Source organism: Lacinutrix himadriensis, from assembly GCF_001418105.1.
Classification (GTDB): domain Bacteria; phylum Bacteroidota; class Bacteroidia; order Flavobacteriales; family Flavobacteriaceae; genus Oceanihabitans; species Oceanihabitans himadriense.
The window spans coordinates 898,570-917,006 of sequence record NZ_LIQI01000022.1 but is presented as its reverse complement, the minus strand read 5'-3'; the positions used below and the strand labels follow the sequence as shown (position 1 = coordinate 917,006).

18 protein-coding genes are annotated in these 18,437 nt (G+C 31.9%); 9 read left to right on the top strand and 9 right to left on the bottom strand.

Features of this window, described 5'->3' with window-relative positions:
• Positions 1-65 precede the first annotated feature (65 nt).
• The 4 genes from AMD28_RS11700 to gdhA all read right to left on the bottom strand — a co-directional run bounded on the left by AMD28_RS11700 (position 66) and on the right by gdhA (position 7,013).
• Positions 66-2,474, bottom strand: coding sequence for a TonB-dependent receptor (locus AMD28_RS11700; RefSeq protein ID WP_055444282.1), 2,409 nt, complete (start codon positions 2,472-2,474; stop codon positions 66-68).
• Position 2,475: 1 nt separating this feature from the next.
• A complete protein-coding gene (gene recO / locus AMD28_RS11695; protein WP_055444281.1) occupies positions 2,476-3,198 on the bottom strand; it encodes a DNA repair protein RecO in 723 nt (240 codons plus the stop codon).
• The gene (gene porZ / locus AMD28_RS11690; protein ID WP_055444280.1) at positions 3,198-5,552 is read right to left on the bottom strand and encodes a type IX secretion system anionic LPS delivery protein PorZ; all 2,355 of its coding nucleotides are present in this window, start codon (positions 5,550-5,552) and stop codon (positions 3,198-3,200) included. Before porZ ends, recO begins: the two co-directional genes overlap by 1 nt.
• A gap of 117 nt (positions 5,553-5,669) precedes the next feature.
• Complete coding sequence (gene gdhA, locus AMD28_RS11685) at positions 5,670-7,013, bottom strand: NADP-specific glutamate dehydrogenase (RefSeq protein WP_055444279.1); 1,344 nt, start codon at positions 7,011-7,013, stop codon at positions 5,670-5,672.
• Between the two features lie 241 nt (positions 7,014-7,254).
• Here gdhA and AMD28_RS11680 point away from each other — a divergent pair, with 241 nt between their 5' ends.
• The gene (locus AMD28_RS11680) at positions 7,255-8,052 is read left to right on the top strand and encodes a THC0290_0291 family protein (RefSeq protein ID WP_055444278.1); all 798 of its coding nucleotides are present in this window, start codon (positions 7,255-7,257) and stop codon (positions 8,050-8,052) included.
• Between the two features lie 73 nt (positions 8,053-8,125).
• On the opposite strand, the gene AMD28_RS11675 is transcribed toward AMD28_RS11680, so the two are convergent.
• Positions 8,126-9,265 carry a cystathionine gamma-synthase gene (locus tag AMD28_RS11675; RefSeq protein WP_055444277.1) on the bottom strand — a complete coding sequence of 380 codons (1,140 nt, stop codon included), beginning with the start codon at positions 9,263-9,265 and terminating at the stop codon, positions 8,126-8,128.
• Between the two features lie 97 nt (positions 9,266-9,362).
• Between AMD28_RS11675 and AMD28_RS11670 the strand changes: the two genes are divergently transcribed.
• A complete protein-coding gene (locus AMD28_RS11670) occupies positions 9,363-10,088 on the top strand; it encodes a PdaC/SigV domain-containing protein (protein WP_055444276.1) in 726 nt (241 codons plus the stop codon).
• Here the strand turns inward: AMD28_RS11670 and AMD28_RS11665 are convergent, their stop codons facing one another.
• Positions 10,089-10,544 carry a DinB family protein gene (locus AMD28_RS11665; protein WP_055444275.1) on the bottom strand — a complete coding sequence of 152 codons (456 nt, stop codon included), beginning with the start codon at positions 10,542-10,544 and terminating at the stop codon, positions 10,089-10,091.
• A gap of 74 nt (positions 10,545-10,618) precedes the next feature.
• On the opposite strand from AMD28_RS11665, the gene AMD28_RS11660 reads away from it, so the two are divergent.
• Positions 10,619-10,972 carry an arsenate reductase family protein gene (locus tag AMD28_RS11660; protein ID WP_055444274.1) on the top strand — a complete coding sequence of 118 codons (354 nt, stop codon included), beginning with the start codon at positions 10,619-10,621 and terminating at the stop codon, positions 10,970-10,972.
• Positions 10,965-11,858: a DMT family transporter gene (locus AMD28_RS11655; protein ID WP_055444273.1), complete on the top strand. Its 894-nt coding sequence runs from the start codon at positions 10,965-10,967 to the stop codon at positions 11,856-11,858. The genes AMD28_RS11660 and AMD28_RS11655 overlap by 8 nt, the downstream gene beginning before the upstream one ends.
• A gap of 2 nt (positions 11,859-11,860) precedes the next feature.
• On the opposite strand, the gene AMD28_RS11650 is transcribed toward AMD28_RS11655, so the two are convergent.
• Positions 11,861-12,340, bottom strand: a complete 480-nt coding sequence (locus AMD28_RS11650; protein ID WP_055444272.1) for an acyl-CoA thioesterase — start codon at positions 12,338-12,340, stop codon at positions 11,861-11,863.
• 113 nt (positions 12,341-12,453) lie between these two features.
• Here AMD28_RS11650 and AMD28_RS11645 point away from each other — a divergent pair, with 113 nt between their 5' ends.
• The 5 genes from AMD28_RS11645 (at position 12,454) to AMD28_RS11625 (ending at position 16,624) form a co-directional block, all read left to right on the top strand.
• Entirely contained in the window at positions 12,454-13,311 is an 858-nt protein-coding gene (locus AMD28_RS11645; RefSeq protein WP_055444271.1) for a YicC/YloC family endoribonuclease, read from the top strand.
• Between the two features lie 67 nt (positions 13,312-13,378).
• On the top strand, positions 13,379-13,978 hold the full coding sequence (gene gmk / locus AMD28_RS11640; protein WP_055444270.1) for a guanylate kinase: 600 nt from the start codon (positions 13,379-13,381) through the stop codon (positions 13,976-13,978).
• A 1-nt stretch (position 13,979) separates the two neighbouring features.
• Positions 13,980-14,558, top strand: coding sequence for a nicotinate (nicotinamide) nucleotide adenylyltransferase (nadD, locus tag AMD28_RS11635; RefSeq protein WP_055444269.1), 579 nt, complete (start codon positions 13,980-13,982; stop codon positions 14,556-14,558).
• Between the two features lie 330 nt (positions 14,559-14,888).
• A complete protein-coding gene (locus tag AMD28_RS11630) occupies positions 14,889-15,557 on the top strand; it encodes a hypothetical protein (RefSeq protein ID WP_055444268.1) in 669 nt (222 codons plus the stop codon).
• A 389-nt stretch (positions 15,558-15,946) separates the two neighbouring features.
• On the top strand, positions 15,947-16,624 hold the full coding sequence (locus AMD28_RS11625) for a hypothetical protein (RefSeq protein WP_055444267.1): 678 nt from the start codon (positions 15,947-15,949) through the stop codon (positions 16,622-16,624).
• Positions 16,625-16,697: 73 nt separating this feature from the next.
• Here the strand turns inward: AMD28_RS11625 and lysM are convergent, their stop codons facing one another.
• Together lysM and AMD28_RS11615 are read right to left on the bottom strand one after the other, a co-directional pair.
• Complete coding sequence (gene lysM / locus AMD28_RS11620) at positions 16,698-17,195, bottom strand: peptidoglycan-binding protein LysM (protein WP_055444380.1); 498 nt, start codon at positions 17,193-17,195, stop codon at positions 16,698-16,700.
• 177 nt (positions 17,196-17,372) lie between these two features.
• Positions 17,373-18,335: a hypothetical protein gene (locus AMD28_RS11615; protein WP_055444266.1), complete on the bottom strand. Its 963-nt coding sequence runs from the start codon at positions 18,333-18,335 to the stop codon at positions 17,373-17,375.
• Positions 18,336-18,437 lie beyond the last annotated feature (102 nt).

Here is an 18,437-nt window from a genome sequence, read left to right as displayed (position 1 = left end):
TGTACAGCCTGGTATTACGTAGCTTAAGCGAAGTAATAAACGCCCAAATTAAAACAGCTATACAATTATAAAGAATAGCTGACTGCTATAATTAAATTTCTTCCTGGAGCAGCAATACCAGAGGAATAGGTTTTATAACGTTGGTCTGTAATATTCTCTAAACTCGCGGTCACTGTAGTATTTTTATAGACCTCCATTTGCGCACTAAAATTTAGTGTGTACCAAGAAGGAGAATATGGATTTCCGTTGTTATCTAATGCATAAATATACTCTTTTTCGGCTTCGGAAGGCGCTAAATCTAGAAACGACAACTCGTTATTATATTCTGCAAAAGCATCGAATTTTAGTTTATCCGATTTCCAAGTTAGGTGGGTATTTCCAAAATTTGGTGCAATATGTCTTACGGGAACTTCGATGTCATGATCTTCTTCAGAACCACCAATCACATTGTATTGTGAGCTAAACTGTAATTTTTTAGATAGATTGACTTTCATACCAACTTCAAATCCGTAGATCCATGCTTTAGATGCATTTTGCATAGCCTGCACCTGACTTAGTTCGCCATTGTACATGATTTCGCTTTCGCCATTTAAGGTGTAATCGCGTCGTACTAAAGCATCGTCTAAATAAGTGTAATAGGTTGCTAGATCTAAAATTACCACATTATTGAAATCTAATTTTAATCCTAATTCACCACTATAGGCATATTCTGGTTTTAAGTTTTCGTTTGGCACCACAACAGACCCAGGTTCGCTGTCAAAAACTTTACCAACATCGTCAATATTTGGTGCTCTAAATGCGGTAGATGCGTTCAATTTCCATTGTATGGTTTTATTAGGCAACCAACTTATTCCTGCGGTTCCTGTAAATGCGCCAAAGTCACTATTAGTAGTATCGAATGGCAGATCTAAAAACACATTGTTTTCTGTGAAATCTGCTTTATAAGAAACGTGGTTATAACGAATACCCGATTGTAAAACAAACTTTGTATTGGGCTTATATTTTAAACTCGCATACGCTGCCGCAGATTGCCAATTAGAATTATCTGGATATCTAGTTACAATAGCCTCGGTTTCGTTAGTTTCTATATTTTTTGCGTATGCCTTAGAAAACACTTGATTATAGACATATTCTACACCATAGAATAGTTCTGTTTTCGGGCTTAATCGTTTTTCGAAATCCAGATTTGCAGAATAGGCATCTACATGCTCTTCGGTATTATCTTGTGTTGTCGATTGATAATCTCTATCGATTCTACTTTCCTGAAAGTTTTGATATGCGGTTACAAATTTTATTTTATCGTATAAGTCGGAACCACTACTTAGTTTTGTTATGCCGAAATTAGACATAAACCATTTTTGTGGGCCGTAATCCCATTGTGCGGAACGTAAATCATCCCCTCGATAGCGTATTAATCGATCGTATCTCGGGTAATCGGAAGTTGCAGAATAATACAAACCTAGATCGAAACTTAAATCATCGGATGCTTCATAGCGTACTTTTTGCAGTAGGTTAATTTGGTCGTAACCCGTGAATTTCTGGATCTTCGGATTGCTATTTGCTACCATAACATCTTCGCCATTAATGGTCTCTACGTATTCTGGTCTTAAATAATCATCTGGACCATGAGATCCCATTCTTAAATCGTCAAAATAGGTATAACTGGCATTGGTAAAAAACGCCCATTTTTTGAGTCCGATATTAAAATCTAAATGCCCTGTTTTCTCATTAGAAGCCGATGCATATCTAACTGCGGCATTTGCATTAAATTTAAGAGAATCTGTATACGATAATTTTGGTGTTTTGGTATAAAAACTCATCACACCACCAATAGCATCACTACCATAAATAATAGAACCAGCACCCAACGTAACCTCTGTATTTTGAATACTAAAAGGGTCTACAGATATTACATTTTGAAGATTCCCACCACGAAAAATAGCATTATTCATACGTACGCCGTCTACAGTAAGTAGTAATCTATTGGTAGAAAAACCTCTAATCATTGGACTCCCTCCTCCTAATTGACTTTTTTGAATATATACTTGACCAGATTGCTCTAATAAATCGGCACTTGTTTGCGGATTGGAAAACTGAATATCTTTAGCACTTATATTGGTGATTTTTTGCGGAATATCTCTTTTACTCTGTTTGAATTTGGAAGCAGATACTACTACTTCTTCCAAGTCTTGCGCATTAGCAGTAAGTGCTACTTTGGAAGCTGTTATTTTAGACTTTAAAACAGAAAACACATTATAAGAAAGGTGTTGAAAGTATAAAATATCTGAAGCCTTAAAAGCATCTAAATTTGCTTGACCATCTAGATTGGTAATGGTACTTTTTGTTTTACTTTGATTATATATAGCAACACTTGGCAAGGTTTCACCTGTTTCTTTATTTATAACTGTTATTTGTTGTGCTTGGGTAAGAATACTGGTAAAAAGGCAAAAAATTAAAAAATAAAGGTGCTTCATGTTAGGTATTAAATACTTGATTAAAAATTTCTAGCGATTTAGGTTTTTTAAAACTTCCCAAATGTAAATCAAAATATAGCAACAACATAGCTAAAAAAGCCTGTCTTTGTGCTGCGTTAATTTTGATTTCAGATAAGTCATCAAAAACTGTGCCTAGCAACTGTTTTAACAGTGTTAAATTTCCACCAGAAACACTATAAAAGTCTGTTGGTTTTTCTTCAAATCGCCCTTCTTTTAAATTAAAAAAAGCAGCGTTATTTAGGTCTTGTTCCGGATAAAAACCAAGGTGTTTGGTTATTTTTAATAAAAACAATAAATGAAAATTCGCACAACTATGCTGCATGTCCAACCATTGCAGGGTAGTTTCTAAATATGCATAAAGCGATTCGTTTTCTTCTTCTTCTTGAAGTGAGGTAGATAATACTTCTGATAAGAACATCACAATAGTACTTTTTAAAATATCATTGTGAAGGGTAGCATAAATTACATGCGGCTTCACTTCTTTAATATACTGGAGTGACCTATTGTCTTGGTAGGTTATTTCTAGTTGTAGCTGTGTTAGTAATTGAAAATATGCCTTTTTTATTTTTCCTTTTTTAGATTTTAAAATGCCTTTTTGCAAAAAACTTACCACACCAAATTGTTTGGTATAGCATTTTATAATTAAATCGTTATCGCCATACTTTATTTTAGATAAAACAATAGCATTGGTTTTAGCAATCATTATCTAATGACCATTATTTTTAAAACTTTAGTTTCAAAAGTATCTAAGTCGGAAAGCATTACTAAATACACACCAGAAGCTACGGTATTATTCGATAAGTTTCTACCATTCCAAAAAGCAGTCCCTCCATCTATTTCTAAATTATACCCTTTATATCTTGAATTGGTTCTGGTTTCTGCTTCTGCAACTAAATTACCTTCAATGTCTGTAATTTTAATATTTACATTTTCTGAAATATCTTTAATTTTCACTTTATCCTGATCCATATTAAATGTAGGTCTAACAGGATTGGGGTAAACAAAAGCATCGCTTAAATTTTCTAAAGCAGAAGATCCTCCCGCTTTAAAAGACACTAAGCCATTTTCTGTTGCTACATATACGGTTCCATTTGAATTGTCTATAGATAAATCGACAATACTGTTTGTTGGTAAAGGGGAATTGCTTTTCGTAAAGTGGTAAATGGTTTCTTGTCCGTCTGATGAAAAATAAAACAAACCAGAATCTAAGGTACTGATCCATTTATTATTAGAACCATCAACTTCAATATCTGTAATAAATTGTTGGAACAATAGTTCTTCTGCCACACCTTCTTCTAAAATAATAATAGAACTTACCTCAGGATTTAGGTCTGTAAAAAAGGTAGATGTATTATATAAGACTCTTAATCCTTTGTTGGTACCAATCCATATTTGGTTTCTATTATCAACAGCTAGCGCTGTAACGATGCTTGAAGGCATGTTTTGCTCTTCAGAAAATATTGCTGCAGTTTTAACGTCTGCATTATTTTCATTATAACCAATAAGACCTTTTAAATAGCCTCCTGTCCATTTTGTACCATTACCATCAATCACCAATTCACTATATCCCCATTCATCATTAAATGGGTCTATTAGAATTTCTGAAAAAGCATAACCTTGCCATTGGTTAGCAGAAGGATCATACGATTTTAATGGCTTTTCTGCTCTTCCTGTCATGGTCCACAATACGCCATTTCTATCAAAGTCAGAGGCACTTTGACGTATGCTTCGGGAGTTCGGATTATTAGGATTTACAAAAGATTCAATACCACTATTCGTTTCATCCAATAAAATTATTGGCACATCATTCTGCACTTCTAACAATCCGTCTTGAAAAGAACTTATAAACACATGATTTTCTACAAAAGGGTTTACAGAAATGATGTTTAAATTTCTAGCTCCAAATACACTATCGAAAGGAATGTTTTTCCATTCTTCATTATTTAAATGACTAAAGCCTCTTGACCTCAAAGGAAAAGGGTTATACGCCAAAGTATTATCTCCATAGGTAACCCAAAGATTATTTGCAGAAGCTTTTATAGAATAAGCAGAATTAGAAAGCGGGCCATTAGGTAATATTACTTCAAAAGTAACAGGGTTTAAAATTAATGTTTTTATTAAACCCAAGTCTGCAGTTCCAATATACAAATACTCGTCATCTATTGTAGCAGATGTAAATTCAGTATCTAAATCAGCACTGGTAGATACTTGTGCTATTTGTGTGAAATTACCATCATAAACAAAAACATCATTTTCAGTGGTTACAATTAAATAATTATTAACGCTTTTAAGATCAACTTGCTGGTCATCATGCACTACCAGATCTGTTAGTGAATTATCATCTTCAATCTGCAAAAAGGCTCTACTAAATTTAGCCGTATATAATTTATCATTGTTCTTTTCTATTACCAAAAAATTCCCTGTAGCTATGCGATCCCATTCCTCATAATCCACTAAATTATTACTGCTTAATGGCGCTCTTTTAGTACCATTTCCATCCAAACATGCAGCATAAATAAAGTCGTTATAAACTACGGTTTGCGTTATCCTAATTTGAGTTCCTTCATTTCCAATATAATATGTGTCTCCAAACTCTAAACGCTCTAAATCATAAACAGAAATCCCGTATTCTGTAGAAATATAAACTAAACCGTCATGCTCATTAAAATGGTTAATAAATTTATCGGTTGGTGGTATGGTTGGTTTTTCAAGTATGTCTACAATAGTTAACACATTTACTTCGGTATCATCAAACACAATCTCCATTAAACCGTTTTCATATCCTACAATTAAAAGCTCATACGCTTCACTGTAGTGAATTTTAGAAATCGTTTCACCAGACAAACCGTTAACTGTTGTAATGGTTTCAATTTCATTAGTTTCAATGTCGTAACTAAAAATTGCATTTTCTGCAGCCGCATATATTTTATTATTCCCTTGGGAAACATCTTTAATGTTATAATAAGAAAAATACCCTTGCCATTGTGCAGAATAATCTTGTGCAAATGAAAATATTGGGGATATAAAAATTAGAAACAGTGCAATTTTTTTAATCATAGCTTAAATCTTCAACTTCAAATATATTTATATCTAACGAGTTTTGTGTTAAAATAATATATTAAAAACAAAAAAGCTTCCTGGTTAGGAAGCTTTTTTTATATAATAAATAAAACGTTATACCACACCTTGTGCTAACATAGCATCTGCTACTTTTACAAACCCAGCAATATTTGCTCCTTTAACATAATCTATATAACCATCTTCTTGCGTACCATAAGTAACACAAGATTCATGTATATCATTCATGATTTGGTTTAATTTAGCATCTACTTCTTCACGGGTCCAATTGAAACGTAAAGAGTTTTGGCTCATTTCTAACCCAGAGGTTGCAACACCTCCTGCATTAGACGCTTTTCCTGGTGAAAACAACACTTTTGCTGCTTGTAAAGCTTCAATTGCTTCTGGAGTTGTTGGCATGTTTGCTCCTTCTGCAACAGCAATAACATTGTTATTTATCAATGCTTTTGCTTCGTCTAAATTTAATTCATTTTGTGTTGCACATGGTAATGCGATATCACAATTCACACTCCAAGGTCTTTCGCCTTTATGAAAAGTTGCGGTAGTATATTTTTCTGTGTATTCACTTATTCTTCCACGTTTCACATTTTTAACTTCCATTATAAAAGCTAATTTCTCAGCATTAATACCGTCAGCGTCATAAATGTATCCTGAAGAATCAGACATAGTAACAACTTTACCACCAAATTCTGTTGCTTTTTCACAAGCATATTGTGCTACATTTCCAGATCCAGAAATAACCACTGTTTTTCCGCCAAAAGAATCGCCTTTAGTTGCTAACATATTCTTAGCAAAATATACGGTCCCATAACCTGTAGCTTCAGGACGTATTAAAGAACCTCCATAAGAAATCCCTTTTCCTGTTAAAACGCCAGTAAATTCATTACGTAATCTTTTGTATTGACCAAACATATAGCCAATTTCACGACCACCAACACCAATATCTCCTGCAGGAACATCTGTATTTGCTCCTATATGACGAAACAATTCACTCATAAAAGATTGGCAAAAACGCATTACTTCGTTATCGCTTTTTCCTTTTGGGTCAAAATCACTTCCTCCTTTTCCTCCACCCATTGGCAAAGTGGTTAATGAGTTTTTAAAAACTTGTTCAAAACCTAAAAACTTTAAGATACTTAAGTTTACAGATGGATGAAAACGTAATCCTCCTTTATATGGCCCAATAGCAGAATTAAATTCTACTCTAAAAGCTCTATTAACTTGTGTATTTCCTTGATCATCTATCCAAGGAACTCTAAATATTATTGTGCGTTCTGGTTCTACCATACGCTCTAATAACATTTTATTTTGGTATTGAGGATTCTTCTCAATAAACGGAATAACCGTTTCTGCTACCTCATGAACAGCTTGCATAAACTCTGGTTCATGACTATTCTTTTCTTTTACTATATTTAAAAAAGCTTCAATTTTATTTTTCATTTTATGAAATTTTGAGAAATATTATATATCTAATTATACGTGCACAAATATACATTATCTTTAAAAATTATATGCTATTTTTTTGTTTTTAGCAATGCGTATTGAATAATAATTTATTAGATTTGGTTGTTATCATAAAATATCACAACAATAAATCATCGTTTTATCTGATAAATTTGCTGATTTGTCGTTAATTTATATATTTGTTGTACGTATTTTGCTCTAATCTTGAAATCATACCATGTTTAATTTGAAACAATTAACCCTTTTTTTGTTCTTTATTATAGGAACACACTCTGCAGTTTCCCAGTTAGGGTTTTCGCATGAAATAGGTATCATTGCTGGCCCTGTTGCTATGCAATCGGATTTTGGAGTTAGAAATAATTTTGAAACAGATGCTGGAAATACCGGTATAGGTATTGGTCTAGTACACTACATAAACTTTGCTTACAGAGCAGATTGTAACTGCTATTCTACTGACACTTATTTTAATGATCACTTTAAATTACGAAGTGAACTTTCTTGGAATAAAACGAAATTAGATCATTTTGGACAATGGGTAGAAAATTCTGGAGCTGGTTATGATGAACTTAGAACGCATCATGGAGAAGCAAACAATTTTGATATTGGTATGCAATTAGAATACTTTCCTTTAAGCATTAGATCTTTTCAAGGATTCGCATATAGATTTGCTCCTTTTGCTAGTTTTGGAGTGCATTATACATCTTATAATCCTAAAGTATATACCGATGAACCTGGCGGAAATATTCTAGATCCTAATAACTTCTTCAATCCGTGGGTAAATGGTCAATCTTCGGTTTCCGATGTGATTAGTGATGCTTCAGGAAGTACTTGGTCTACGGTGGCAAGTATTGGTGTACGTTATAAACTTAATGTGCTTTCCGATTTAATGATCGATTTAAGAACACAATATTTTTATAGTAACTGGGTAGATGGATTAAACCACACCTTAGAATCTAACAAAGCGAATGATTGGTTATTATGGCTAAACTTTGGTTATATTTATTATTTAGACTAAAACACTGAAAAACATAAAACAAAAAAACTCTAGTTAATCCTAGAGTTTTTTTTGTTTATACTATAATATAATTTTATCCTAAAGCTTGCTCTAAATCTGCAATTAAATCTGTAGCATCCTCTATACCAACACTCAAACGGATAAGAGAATCTACTACTCCTGTTTTTTCACGATCTTCTTTTGGTATACTTGCATGCGTCATACTTGCGGGATGACCAGCAAGAGATTCTACACCACCAAGGGATTCTGCTAGGATAAATACTTTTAATTTTCCGACTAATTTAATCGCTTCATCATAATTATTTCCTTTCGTTGTAAAGGATACCATACCTCCAAAATCGCGCATCTGCGTTTTTGCAATGTCATGATTCGGGTGATTTTCAAACCCTGGCCAATACACATTTTCTACCTTGGAATGTTTTGCTAAATACGTTGCAATAGCTTTACCGTTTTCACAATGGCGTTGCATTCTTACATGTAGTGTTTTTATTCCTCTTAAAACCAAAAAACTATCTTGAGGACCACAAATTGCACCACTTGCATTTTGAATAAAGTATAATTTATCTGCTATATCTTTATCTTTTACTACTAAAGCGCCCATTACCACATCACTATGTCCGCCAAGGTATTTAGTTGCAGAATGCATTACAATATCTGCTCCCAAATCTAATGGTTGTTGTAAATATGGCGTAGCAAAGGTATTATCTACAGCTAATAAAATATCGTGTTTTTTAGCAATTCCTGCTGCCGCTTTAATATCTATAATATTCAACATTGGGTTTGTTGGTGTTTCTACCCAAATAAGTTTTGTATTAGCATTGACATAGTTTTCAATATTACTAACGTTCTCCATGCCTACAAAGTGGAACTTAATACCAAAACCTTCAAAGATTTTAGTGAATAAACGGTAGGTTCCTCCATATAAATCATTAGTAGAAATCACCTCATCACCAGATTTTAAAAGTTTTAAAATAGCGTCTATTGCTGCTAGACCAGAACCAAATGCCAATCCGAAGTTTCCATTTTCAATACTAGCAAGCGCATTTTCCAAAGCACTTCTAGTAGGGTTATGACTCCTGGAATATGCATAGCCTTTATGTTCTCCAGGAGCAGTTTGCACATAGGTTGTGGTTTGGTATATTGGAGGCATTACCGCACCATAAGCCGGATCTGGCTTTTGTCCGCCATGTATTGTTTTTGTATTAAACTTCATTTGTCCATTTATTTACAATAAAAATACCTTTTAATTCGTTGGATTCAAACCGAAACAATACCTTTAATCTATCTTTAACTTTTAACACATTATTATATTGAAATTTCTTCGTTTACTTATACTACTTCTTGTTTTTTCTTCTTGTAAAAAAGAAAGTGCAACGCTTACATTTTCTGAAATCAATATTTTAAAAGAAACTACAACTACTATAGAAATAAATATGCCTAAAGCGATAGGAAAAGGGCAAGCAGCAGAAAAAATAAACACCACACTTAATACTTTTGTGTGTAATGCATTGCATATTGATGCTTCTATAGAAAAAAAAGAAACCCTTGATGAAAGCATACAAGATTTCAATAATGCGTACGCTAATTTTAATACATTTATTAGTGAAGAACTGCAACAAGAACTTCCTAAATGGGAAGCTTTAATTGATGGTGAAGTTATTTACAATAAGGTAAATTTTGCTTGTATAGCTATGAATTCTAGTATAAATACCGGAGCAGCAAACAGTAGTTTACTATTGCGTTTTTTTAATTTTGATACTAATACAGGAAGTCTGTTAACGACTAAGGATTTAATAAACAATGTAGAAGAATTTACCACTTTGGTAGAGAAATATTACAATAAAGAAGTAAATTCTACATTTACAGATGCCGATAATCTTTTAAACGACAACCAATTTCAACTCCCAGAAACTTTAGGGTTTAGTGAAGAAGGCGTAATTATTCTATATGACAATTTTAGTGTTGGTGCTTTTGAAAAAGAAATTGTAGAATTTACCATCCCCTACCAAGTAGCAAACACGTATTTAAAAATATAATTAAACCGACTTTTTAAGCGCTAAAATATAGCCTAAATGAATCCCTTCATGAAAGGTATTAAAATCTATAGCTTCTTCCACATTTGTTAAAGTGCTTTTTGTAGACACGGTATATTCATTATAACTTTTAAAAAGTTTATTGTTATAATCTTCCTTTGTTTTTTCGTTAGTAGAAAACAATAAACCTTTAATTTCATCCACTTCTGCTTGCGTTAGATCGCGTTCCGTTTTGGTTCCTTTTCTATAAGCCTCAATCATTTCATCACTTAAAACAGAAGGCAAACCAGATAATTTGTACACCAATAATTGTTGGGTAACAATAGTGTGTGCAATGTTCCAAATGATATTATTATTAAAACCTTCCGGAACTTTATTTAGTTGCTCTAAAGTATGGTTTTCCATAATGGATTCTAATAATTTTCTGTTTTTCAAAGTAATATCAAAGGCCCAATTCATGTTTCTATTTTTTGTTTAAAAGTAATTATTTTTTTAGTTTAAATGACGTTCTTTGTTACTTAAACCTGTACAGCATGAAAAAAGTATACTATCTAAAAACCTGTAGTACTTGTATTCGAATTTTAAAGGAATTAAACCTTCCTTCAGATTTTATCTTACAAGATATTAAAAAAGAGGAAATTACAGCAGATCAGCTAGAACAAATGAAAGATTTAGCTGGAAGCTATGAAGCGCTTTTTAGTAAACGTGCTACTTTGTACAAGAAAATGGATTTAAAAAATCAGGATTTATCTGAAAAAGATTACAAACACTACATCTTAGAGTATTACACCTTTTTAAGTCGTCCCGTTTTTATTATTGATGATGCTATTTTTATAGGAAACTCTAAAGCAAATGTCGAAGCAGTAAAACAAGTTTTAAATGCATAAAAGAACCTTTGCCTTAATTGCTGTTTTTCTAGTACAAGTACTTTATGGTTTAAACTTCACTTTTGCAAAGTTTATCATGAATGAAGGCTACATAAAACCTTTCGGACTTGTTTTACTACGCATTATTGGTGCTGCTATTTTATTTTGGATTTTAGACGCATTTATGCCTAAAGAAAAGATAGATAAAAAAGACTATAAAATCTTTTTCCTAGCTGCTGTTTTTGGTATTGCAACCAACATGCTACTATTTTTAGGAGGCTTAGAACTAACTACACCTATTCATGCTTCGGTAATTATGATTACTACGCCAATAATTATATTGGTGTTTTCTGCGCTATTTTTAAAAGAACGAATTACAGGTCTTAAAATAACAGGAATACTTTTAGGTTTTGCAGGAGCAATAGTACTTTCGGTCTATGGTAAATCGACGCGGCTTGGAGATAATGTGCTTTTAGGAAATGTGATGGTTTTTGCAAATGCGGTTTCCTATAGTATATATATCATTATCATAAAAAAACTTACTGAAAAATACCATCCTTTTACTTTTATTAAATGGTTGTTTTTAATTGGATTTTTTATGGTGCTACCTTTTGGATATCAAGATGTGCAAGAGATTAAATGGGAAACTTTTTCTCCTTATGTATACTTTTCTTTAGGCTTTGTAATTATTGGAGCTACTTTTTTCACCTACATGTTAAACCCTTTAGGTTTAAAAAACCTAAAGGCTTCAACAGTTGGAACCTTTATTTATCTACAACCAGTAATAGCAGGAATATTTGCTATTTCTATGGGAGTAGACACTTTAAACGTTGTAAAAATAGTAGCGATGCTTCTTATTTTTTCTGGCGTATACTTAGTAAGTAAAACTCCACGATTAAAGGAGTAAAATTATAGCACTAGATTTTTTGGAGCTCTACCATTTGCTCTAGTATCTTCTTTGGTAAGTACTTTATAGTTCTCCGATTTTGGAAAAGCATTAGCCAGATCTAATAATACATCTGGTAAATCTGTCATTTTACGCGCTTTTAGGTCAATCCAAGCACCCATCATTTCGCAAAACGCGATGTTTTCGCCTTTATGATTATAAAAGTTATGATCAAATTTAAAAAACTTTCCGTCTTCACTTAATCCAGAAACTTCTAAACTAACCGTAATAGGTTGCCCCATAAATGCTTCTTTAAAATAATGCATGTGTTCGTAAAAAACCACTGGGCCAATATTATGTATCGCTAACTCTTTCATAGTAAAGCCATGCTCCATTAAAAAAGCCATTCTAGTATGACTCATAAAATTAGTGTATGCCGAGTTTGCTAAGTGTCTATTAGCATCTACATCACTCCAACGTATTTCAAATTGTTTTGTGTACATAGTATAAATTTTGAACAACAAATCTACATAAATATATTATGCATGCATACTATAAATTGTGTTTTCTAAACCTATTGTTTTCGTTACCTTTGTAAAACTTAAATAAAAATCTTATGATTCATTCTATGACAGGTTATGGTAAATCTGTTTTACAATTACCAACAAAGAAAATTACTTTAGAAGTTAAATCTCTAAACAGTAAAAACCTAGACTTAAACGCTAGAATGCCTTCCATTTATAGAGAAAAGGAGTTAAGCCTTCGTAAACTTATTGGTAAACAACTAGAGCGTGGAAAAATAGATTTCTCTATTTATGTAGAAATGACAGGAGAAGAAACTACTACACAACTTAACAAACCTGTTGTAAAACAATACATGAATCAGTTACGAGAAGTAGTGGATGGAGACGAAACCGAGTTATTAAAAATGGCTGTTCGTTTTCCAGATGCATTAAATACTGAAAAAGCCGAGATAGACGAAAACGAATGGAGTACTATTTTAGCCGAAATAAAAGTAGCTTTAAGCAGAATTGACACCTACAGATTAGACGAAGGAAAAGTTCTAGAAGCAGATTTTAACGATAGAATTGCAACCATTGCTAACTTACTGGAACAAGTTATAGAAATGGATCCGGAACGTATTGAAGGGGTTCGTGAACGTTTACGTAAAGGTGTAGACGATTTAAAAGAAAAAGTAGACGAAAACCGTTTTGAACAAGAACTGGTATACTACATCGAAAAGTTTGATATCACAGAAGAAAAAGTGCGTTTACAAAACCACTTAGAATATTTTGTTTCTGCTTTAAATTCTGACGATTCTAACGGAAAAAAATTAGGCTTTATCGGTCAAGAAATTGGTAGAGAAATCAACACTATTGGTTCTAAAAGTAATTATGCGCCAATGCAAAAATTAGTGGTTCAGATGAAAGATGAGCTAGAAAAAATTAAAGAACAATTACTAAATGTACTTTAATAAAACAAAGCGCATTCCAAACTAAATATTACACTGAGGTTTTCTCAGCGATTAAAAAAAATAGGATTTGACTAAAAACAATACAGAAAAAGGTAAACTAATAGTGTTTTCCGCTCCTTCAGGATCTGGAAAAACAACCATTGTTAGGCACTTATTAAAACAAGAAGCATTAAATCTAGCATTTTCTATTTCTGCAACTTCAAGAGAAAAAAGAGGTACCGAAGCACATGCCGAAGACTACTACTTTCTATCGGCAAGCGAATTTAAACAACATATTAAAGACGACGATTTCTTAGAGTGGGAAGAAGTATATAGAGATAATTTCTATGGTACTTTAAAAACCGAAGTAGAGCGTCTTTGGGCTTTAGGTAAAAATGTAATTTTTGATATTGATGTTTCTGGAGGCCTACGTATTAAACGAAAATTCCCAGAAGAGACCTTAGCTATTTTTGTAAAACCACCAAGTATTGACGAGTTAAAAATTAGGCTTAAAAAACGCAAAACAGAAACCGACGATAAAATTAATATGCGTGTAGCAAAAGCCAGTGCAGAACTTGCTACTGCTCCTCTTTTTGATATTATTATTGAAAATGATAATCTTGAAAAAGCATTATTAGAAGCAGAAAATTTAGTTGGTGATTTTGTAAATCCTAAAAAAGAAGCTTAAAATGAAAGTTGGTTTATACTTTGGGTCTTTTAATCCTATTCATATTGGTCATTTAATACTTGCTAATCATTTAGCAGAGTATAGCGATTTAGACCAAGTATGGTTTGTAGTAACACCACACAATCCTTTTAAAAAGAAAAATACGCTGCTAGATAATCACCAACGATTAGAAATGGTGTATCAAGCAACCAAAGATTATATAAAACTTAAACCTAGTGATATTGAGTTTGGTTTACCGCAACCAAATTACACCATCAACACATTAACGCATCTTCAAGAAAAACATCCAGATCACGCCTTTAGTTTGATTATGGGCGAAGACAACTTGAAGAGTTTTCATAAATGGAAAAACTACGAGCAGATTCTAGAAAACAATGCCATTTATGTATATCCTAGAATTTCGGAAGGAAAAGTAGCAACACAGTTTGATAATCACGAACGTATTCATCGGGTAGAAGCTCCAATAATACAGCTTTCTTCAACCTTTATACGCAAGTCTATTAAAGCAGGTAAAAACATCAAACCTATGCTACCAGAACATGTTTGGGAATATTTGGATGAAATGAATTTTTACAGGTAATAAAATATGAATTTCCTTAAATTCTTATTTTTCATAATTACACTTACTTCTATTTCAAGTTGCTTTCCTACAAAAAACAAAAGAATCTCCAAGAGGTGGAGGAAGTATTAGTACATATATTAAAAAGAGTATTCCTAAAGTACATCTTCTATATAAACCAGATTGGTAATTAAATTTATATAGATAGATTCCTGCTTTCGCAGGAATGATCAAACCTATGCTACCAGAACATGTTTGGGAGTATTTGGATGAAATGAATTTTTATAGGTAGATGAATTTATATACACGGATTTTTTAAATATTTAAAATCCTTAATACCTTAATTGTTAAATGAAAAAAATCATACTATTTGCATTAATTGCATTTCAATTTTCCTGTAATTCTGACGATTCTGAAACATCACAAAATAATGTCCCTTTAGGTAAGCTAATAAAAACAGAAACTACTTTTACTGCTTCAGGAGAAACGGATGTAGTATATAATTCATATACCTATAATGATTCCGGTAACCTTTCTGAAATTAATTCTGGAATTGACAATACCACAACATTCGTAAGGTATTCTTATAATGACGAAGGGCAAATATGGAAAGAAAACTTAAGTGATGGATCATTTAGAGAATACCAATACACTAACGGATTAATAACATCTATTACCTTTTCAAATTCGGATACCAACATAGTACTTATTTACGATAGCAATTCACAACTAATACAAAGTAAATACTATGATGGAAGTATCTTTCTATCAGAAAAAAATTACACAAATGATAGTAGTGGAAATGTTTTAAGTATTGAAAATGGCACTTCATTAACCACTTACACCTATGACAATAGGAATAACCCACTTTATGCAGCTTATCAAAATCAAGAATTTAATAAAACATTCCATGTGTTTGCTTTAGTTCCTCCTACAAATACAACCAATAATATTATATCCAAAAGTGGTTCTTTTAATGCTACTTTAGCACATACATACAACACTAATGGGTTCCTATAACAACGCAAGAAGTTCTACCAAATGGAGATATTAGGTCTGTTATTTATACCTATCAAGAATAATTTTATTTAATCCCTCTTTATTCAGATTAAAAAAAGGGGATAACTATTATAGATTCCTGCCTTCGCAGGAATGATCAAACCCATGTTACCAGAACATGTTTGGGAGTATTTGGATGAAATGAATTTTTATAGGTAATCCACCTAATTGACTTTCTAAAAAATTTCAACTACCTTCGTTTAACTTCGAATATAACGCATTAAAACGGAAGCATATTCACTGTATGCTGTAAAACATTTGACTAAACCAAAAGACCATTTCACTCAAACCAAAGGCAAACTCAATCATTTGTAATTTAGAAATTCCTTCAAAGCATTTATATTTGGAACATGGGAAAATTAACATTAATGATACTTGTAATATTCTATAGCTCTATACATTTCTACAGTCAAGAAAAAATAGAATTAGGAACTTATCTCACTGAAAACAAATTAGGTTACGTAACACTGCTGAAAAATAAAAAATTTGGATTCGTATCTTATCATGTTTCTTCTCCATATACAACGATGGAAGAACGAAAAATAAAAAAAATTAAAAAAGTTTTAGATGGTCCAAGTTATATAATAAACGAGCATGGTTCTGGCATATATTCATTTAAGAACAACAAACTCAAATTGGAATTCATTAAACCGAATCATCCTATTGATAGTATTTCAATCAAAGAAACAAAAACAGAATATAAATCAGATTCTATCGAAGTTAAAATTATTTTCAAATCTTATATAGCTAAAAAATATGATGAAGATGTTGGATATATAAATGATATAAAATCTAACAATGGTAGAATTAATTATAATACAATGTTTGATAATTTTGCTCATTTCAAAATTTCAAAAAACGAACTTCCATTTAATTTAACAATAAATGAAAATTTCCCTCTAACAATAAGAAAAAAAACGAGTCAAGAAATTGAACTTTTTATTAATCAATTCAAAAAAATAACCACTGAAAATCTAGTCGATAAAATATTTGAATTTGAAAAACTTATATTACTGAAAACGGAATGAAACGTTTTACAACAACGCATAAAAAAAGCCAACGCAATGCGTTGGCTTTTTAATTTATATACTATTATAGAACTTAGTCTAAAGCAGGAATACGTAATACTTGACCTGGGTAAATTTTATCAGGATGCTCTAACATTGGTTTGTTAGCTTCAAAAATAACCGGGTATTTCATTGCATTACCATAATATGTTTTTGCAATTTTACCTAAAGTATCACCACTTACTACGGTATGAAATTGCGCTACTGGCTCTACAACCTCAACCGTCATTTTATCATCTACTGTTGCAATACCGTTAGAGTTTCCTACTACTAATATTACTTTTTCTCTTGTTGCTTGATCATGTGCCATACCAGAAATGGTTGCAGCGTCATCATCAATAAATATATTTAAATCTTCTACTTGAAGATCTAAATCTCCAATGGTTGTTTCTAATCTTCTAGCAACTAATGCTTCTTCTTTTAACTCTTCTGCATTTGCTGCTGCTAATTTTTCTGCTGCTTCTTCTTCCGTTGTTTTTCCAATTCCGAAAACTTTTGCTCCTGCATTTTTAATAAATGAAAATAATCCCATAATGTTTTTTGTGTTTAATTTTTTGTTAATAATTGTAAAGTTAAAAAAATAGTTCCTAACTACTATTAATGTTAACAACTAATGTGCCAAAATTTTATAAAAAGTGAAACCGCTTAAAAATTTCTTTTTAAACGGTTTCTCGATTAACTAACCAACCAAAATTGTAATGTGTGCTCTCTATTTCACACGTGTATTCTCTCTTGTATTTTCTTTTTTCACAGCACGTTGTACACGTTTCTTTTCTGCACTAGATTTTGTTTTATCTGTTGTTGTACCTGTTTTTAAATACTGTATATAACCTCTTCCTTTAAATTCATATAAGGTTCCAGATGCATTGTGAAACAATTCTATGGTACTATCATTAATAACGCTCAATTCAAAAAACTCATTGTCAAAGTAATCATAATCTAATGTTAATGTTTTTTTGTATAGATTTCCGTTTACATCACCAATGCCATAAATCCCAGAGTAATCCCAATACAAATTATTAATATTCATTCCTGTAGCATCTTGTGAGCTTCTAAAAGTAGATCCATTTCCACCAGCTAAAAACTGCATGTAGTTTTCATTATCAAATTCGTTTAAAGCGCCATAGTTGCTTGTATATGTTTTCTCCCAAGCTTCATATTCTTGCATGAAATAATGAATGTTATCATAAAAAACAAAGTCATAGTCAAAACTTGCTCTTTGGTAACCATGTAAAAAATACGAGGTATCATTATATGGGTTATACAATTCAATAGTATTATAGTCTATTTTATACACATCAAAAGTTTCAAAACCATCTATATCATGATCTACATCTAAAATCATATTATATGCATCATAATAACCAACAGGAATTCCAAAACCATTTCCTTGGCTACCAATCCCTACTAAGTTATTGTTCGCATAAAGCAATCCGTTTCTAAAAGATATGGTAAAGGCTGTTTGTAAAAAACGGGTTTCCCCATATCCTATGGTTTGATTAATATCTACATACCACAACTCGTAAGAATTCAATAATTGGTTTATAGAAATTGTTGGTGCTGGATTATTATAATTGCTATTGTAATCATCTACGTAAACATCTTCATGATAACACGAGGTAAATAATAATGCTATAATAGCAAATACCGAAAGTAGTTTTGTCGTTTTCATAATCGTTCGTTTTAAAGTTAATACTTTTGGGTATTCAAAACTTGTGCCAAAAAACACAACTAATTAGCAATCAACTATTTAATATGATTGATATTTTGCTTA

What these genes read in the sequence shown, in the direction of transcription:
- AMD28_RS11700 (WP_055444282.1), bottom strand. Translation starts at nt 2,474, where the DNA reads ATGAAGCACCTTTATTTTTTAATTTTTTGCCTTTTTACCAGTATTCTT.
- recO (WP_055444281.1), bottom strand. Translation starts at nt 3,198, where the DNA reads ATGATTGCTAAAACCAATGCTATTGTTTTATCTAAAATAAAGTATGGC.
- porZ (WP_055444280.1), bottom strand. Translation starts at nt 5,552, where the DNA reads ATGATTAAAAAAATTGCACTGTTTCTAATTTTTATATCCCCAATATTT.
- gdhA (WP_055444279.1), bottom strand. Translation starts at nt 7,013, where the DNA reads ATGAAAAATAAAATTGAAGCTTTTTTAAATATAGTAAAAGAAAAGAAT.
- AMD28_RS11680 (WP_055444278.1), top strand. Translation starts at nt 7,255, where the DNA reads ATGTTTAATTTGAAACAATTAACCCTTTTTTTGTTCTTTATTATAGGA.
- AMD28_RS11675 (WP_055444277.1), bottom strand. Translation starts at nt 9,265, where the DNA reads ATGAAGTTTAATACAAAAACAATACATGGCGGACAAAAGCCAGATCCG.
- AMD28_RS11665 (WP_055444275.1), bottom strand. Translation starts at nt 10,544, where the DNA reads ATGAATTGGGCCTTTGATATTACTTTGAAAAACAGAAAATTATTAGAA.
- AMD28_RS11660 (WP_055444274.1), top strand. Translation starts at nt 10,619, where the DNA reads ATGAAAAAAGTATACTATCTAAAAACCTGTAGTACTTGTATTCGAATT.
- AMD28_RS11655 (WP_055444273.1), top strand. Translation starts at nt 10,965, where the DNA reads ATGCATAAAAGAACCTTTGCCTTAATTGCTGTTTTTCTAGTACAAGTA.
- AMD28_RS11650 (WP_055444272.1), bottom strand. Translation starts at nt 12,340, where the DNA reads ATGTACACAAAACAATTTGAAATACGTTGGAGTGATGTAGATGCTAAT.
- AMD28_RS11645 (WP_055444271.1), top strand. Translation starts at nt 12,454, where the DNA reads ATGATTCATTCTATGACAGGTTATGGTAAATCTGTTTTACAATTACCA.
- nadD (WP_055444269.1), top strand. Translation starts at nt 13,980, where the DNA reads ATGAAAGTTGGTTTATACTTTGGGTCTTTTAATCCTATTCATATTGGT.
- AMD28_RS11630 (WP_055444268.1), top strand. Translation starts at nt 14,889, where the DNA reads ATGAAAAAAATCATACTATTTGCATTAATTGCATTTCAATTTTCCTGT.
- AMD28_RS11625 (WP_055444267.1), top strand. Translation starts at nt 15,947, where the DNA reads ATGGGAAAATTAACATTAATGATACTTGTAATATTCTATAGCTCTATA.
- lysM (WP_055444380.1), bottom strand. Translation starts at nt 17,195, where the DNA reads ATGGGATTATTTTCATTTATTAAAAATGCAGGAGCAAAAGTTTTCGGA.
- AMD28_RS11615 (WP_055444266.1), bottom strand. Translation starts at nt 18,335, where the DNA reads ATGAAAACGACAAAACTACTTTCGGTATTTGCTATTATAGCATTATTA.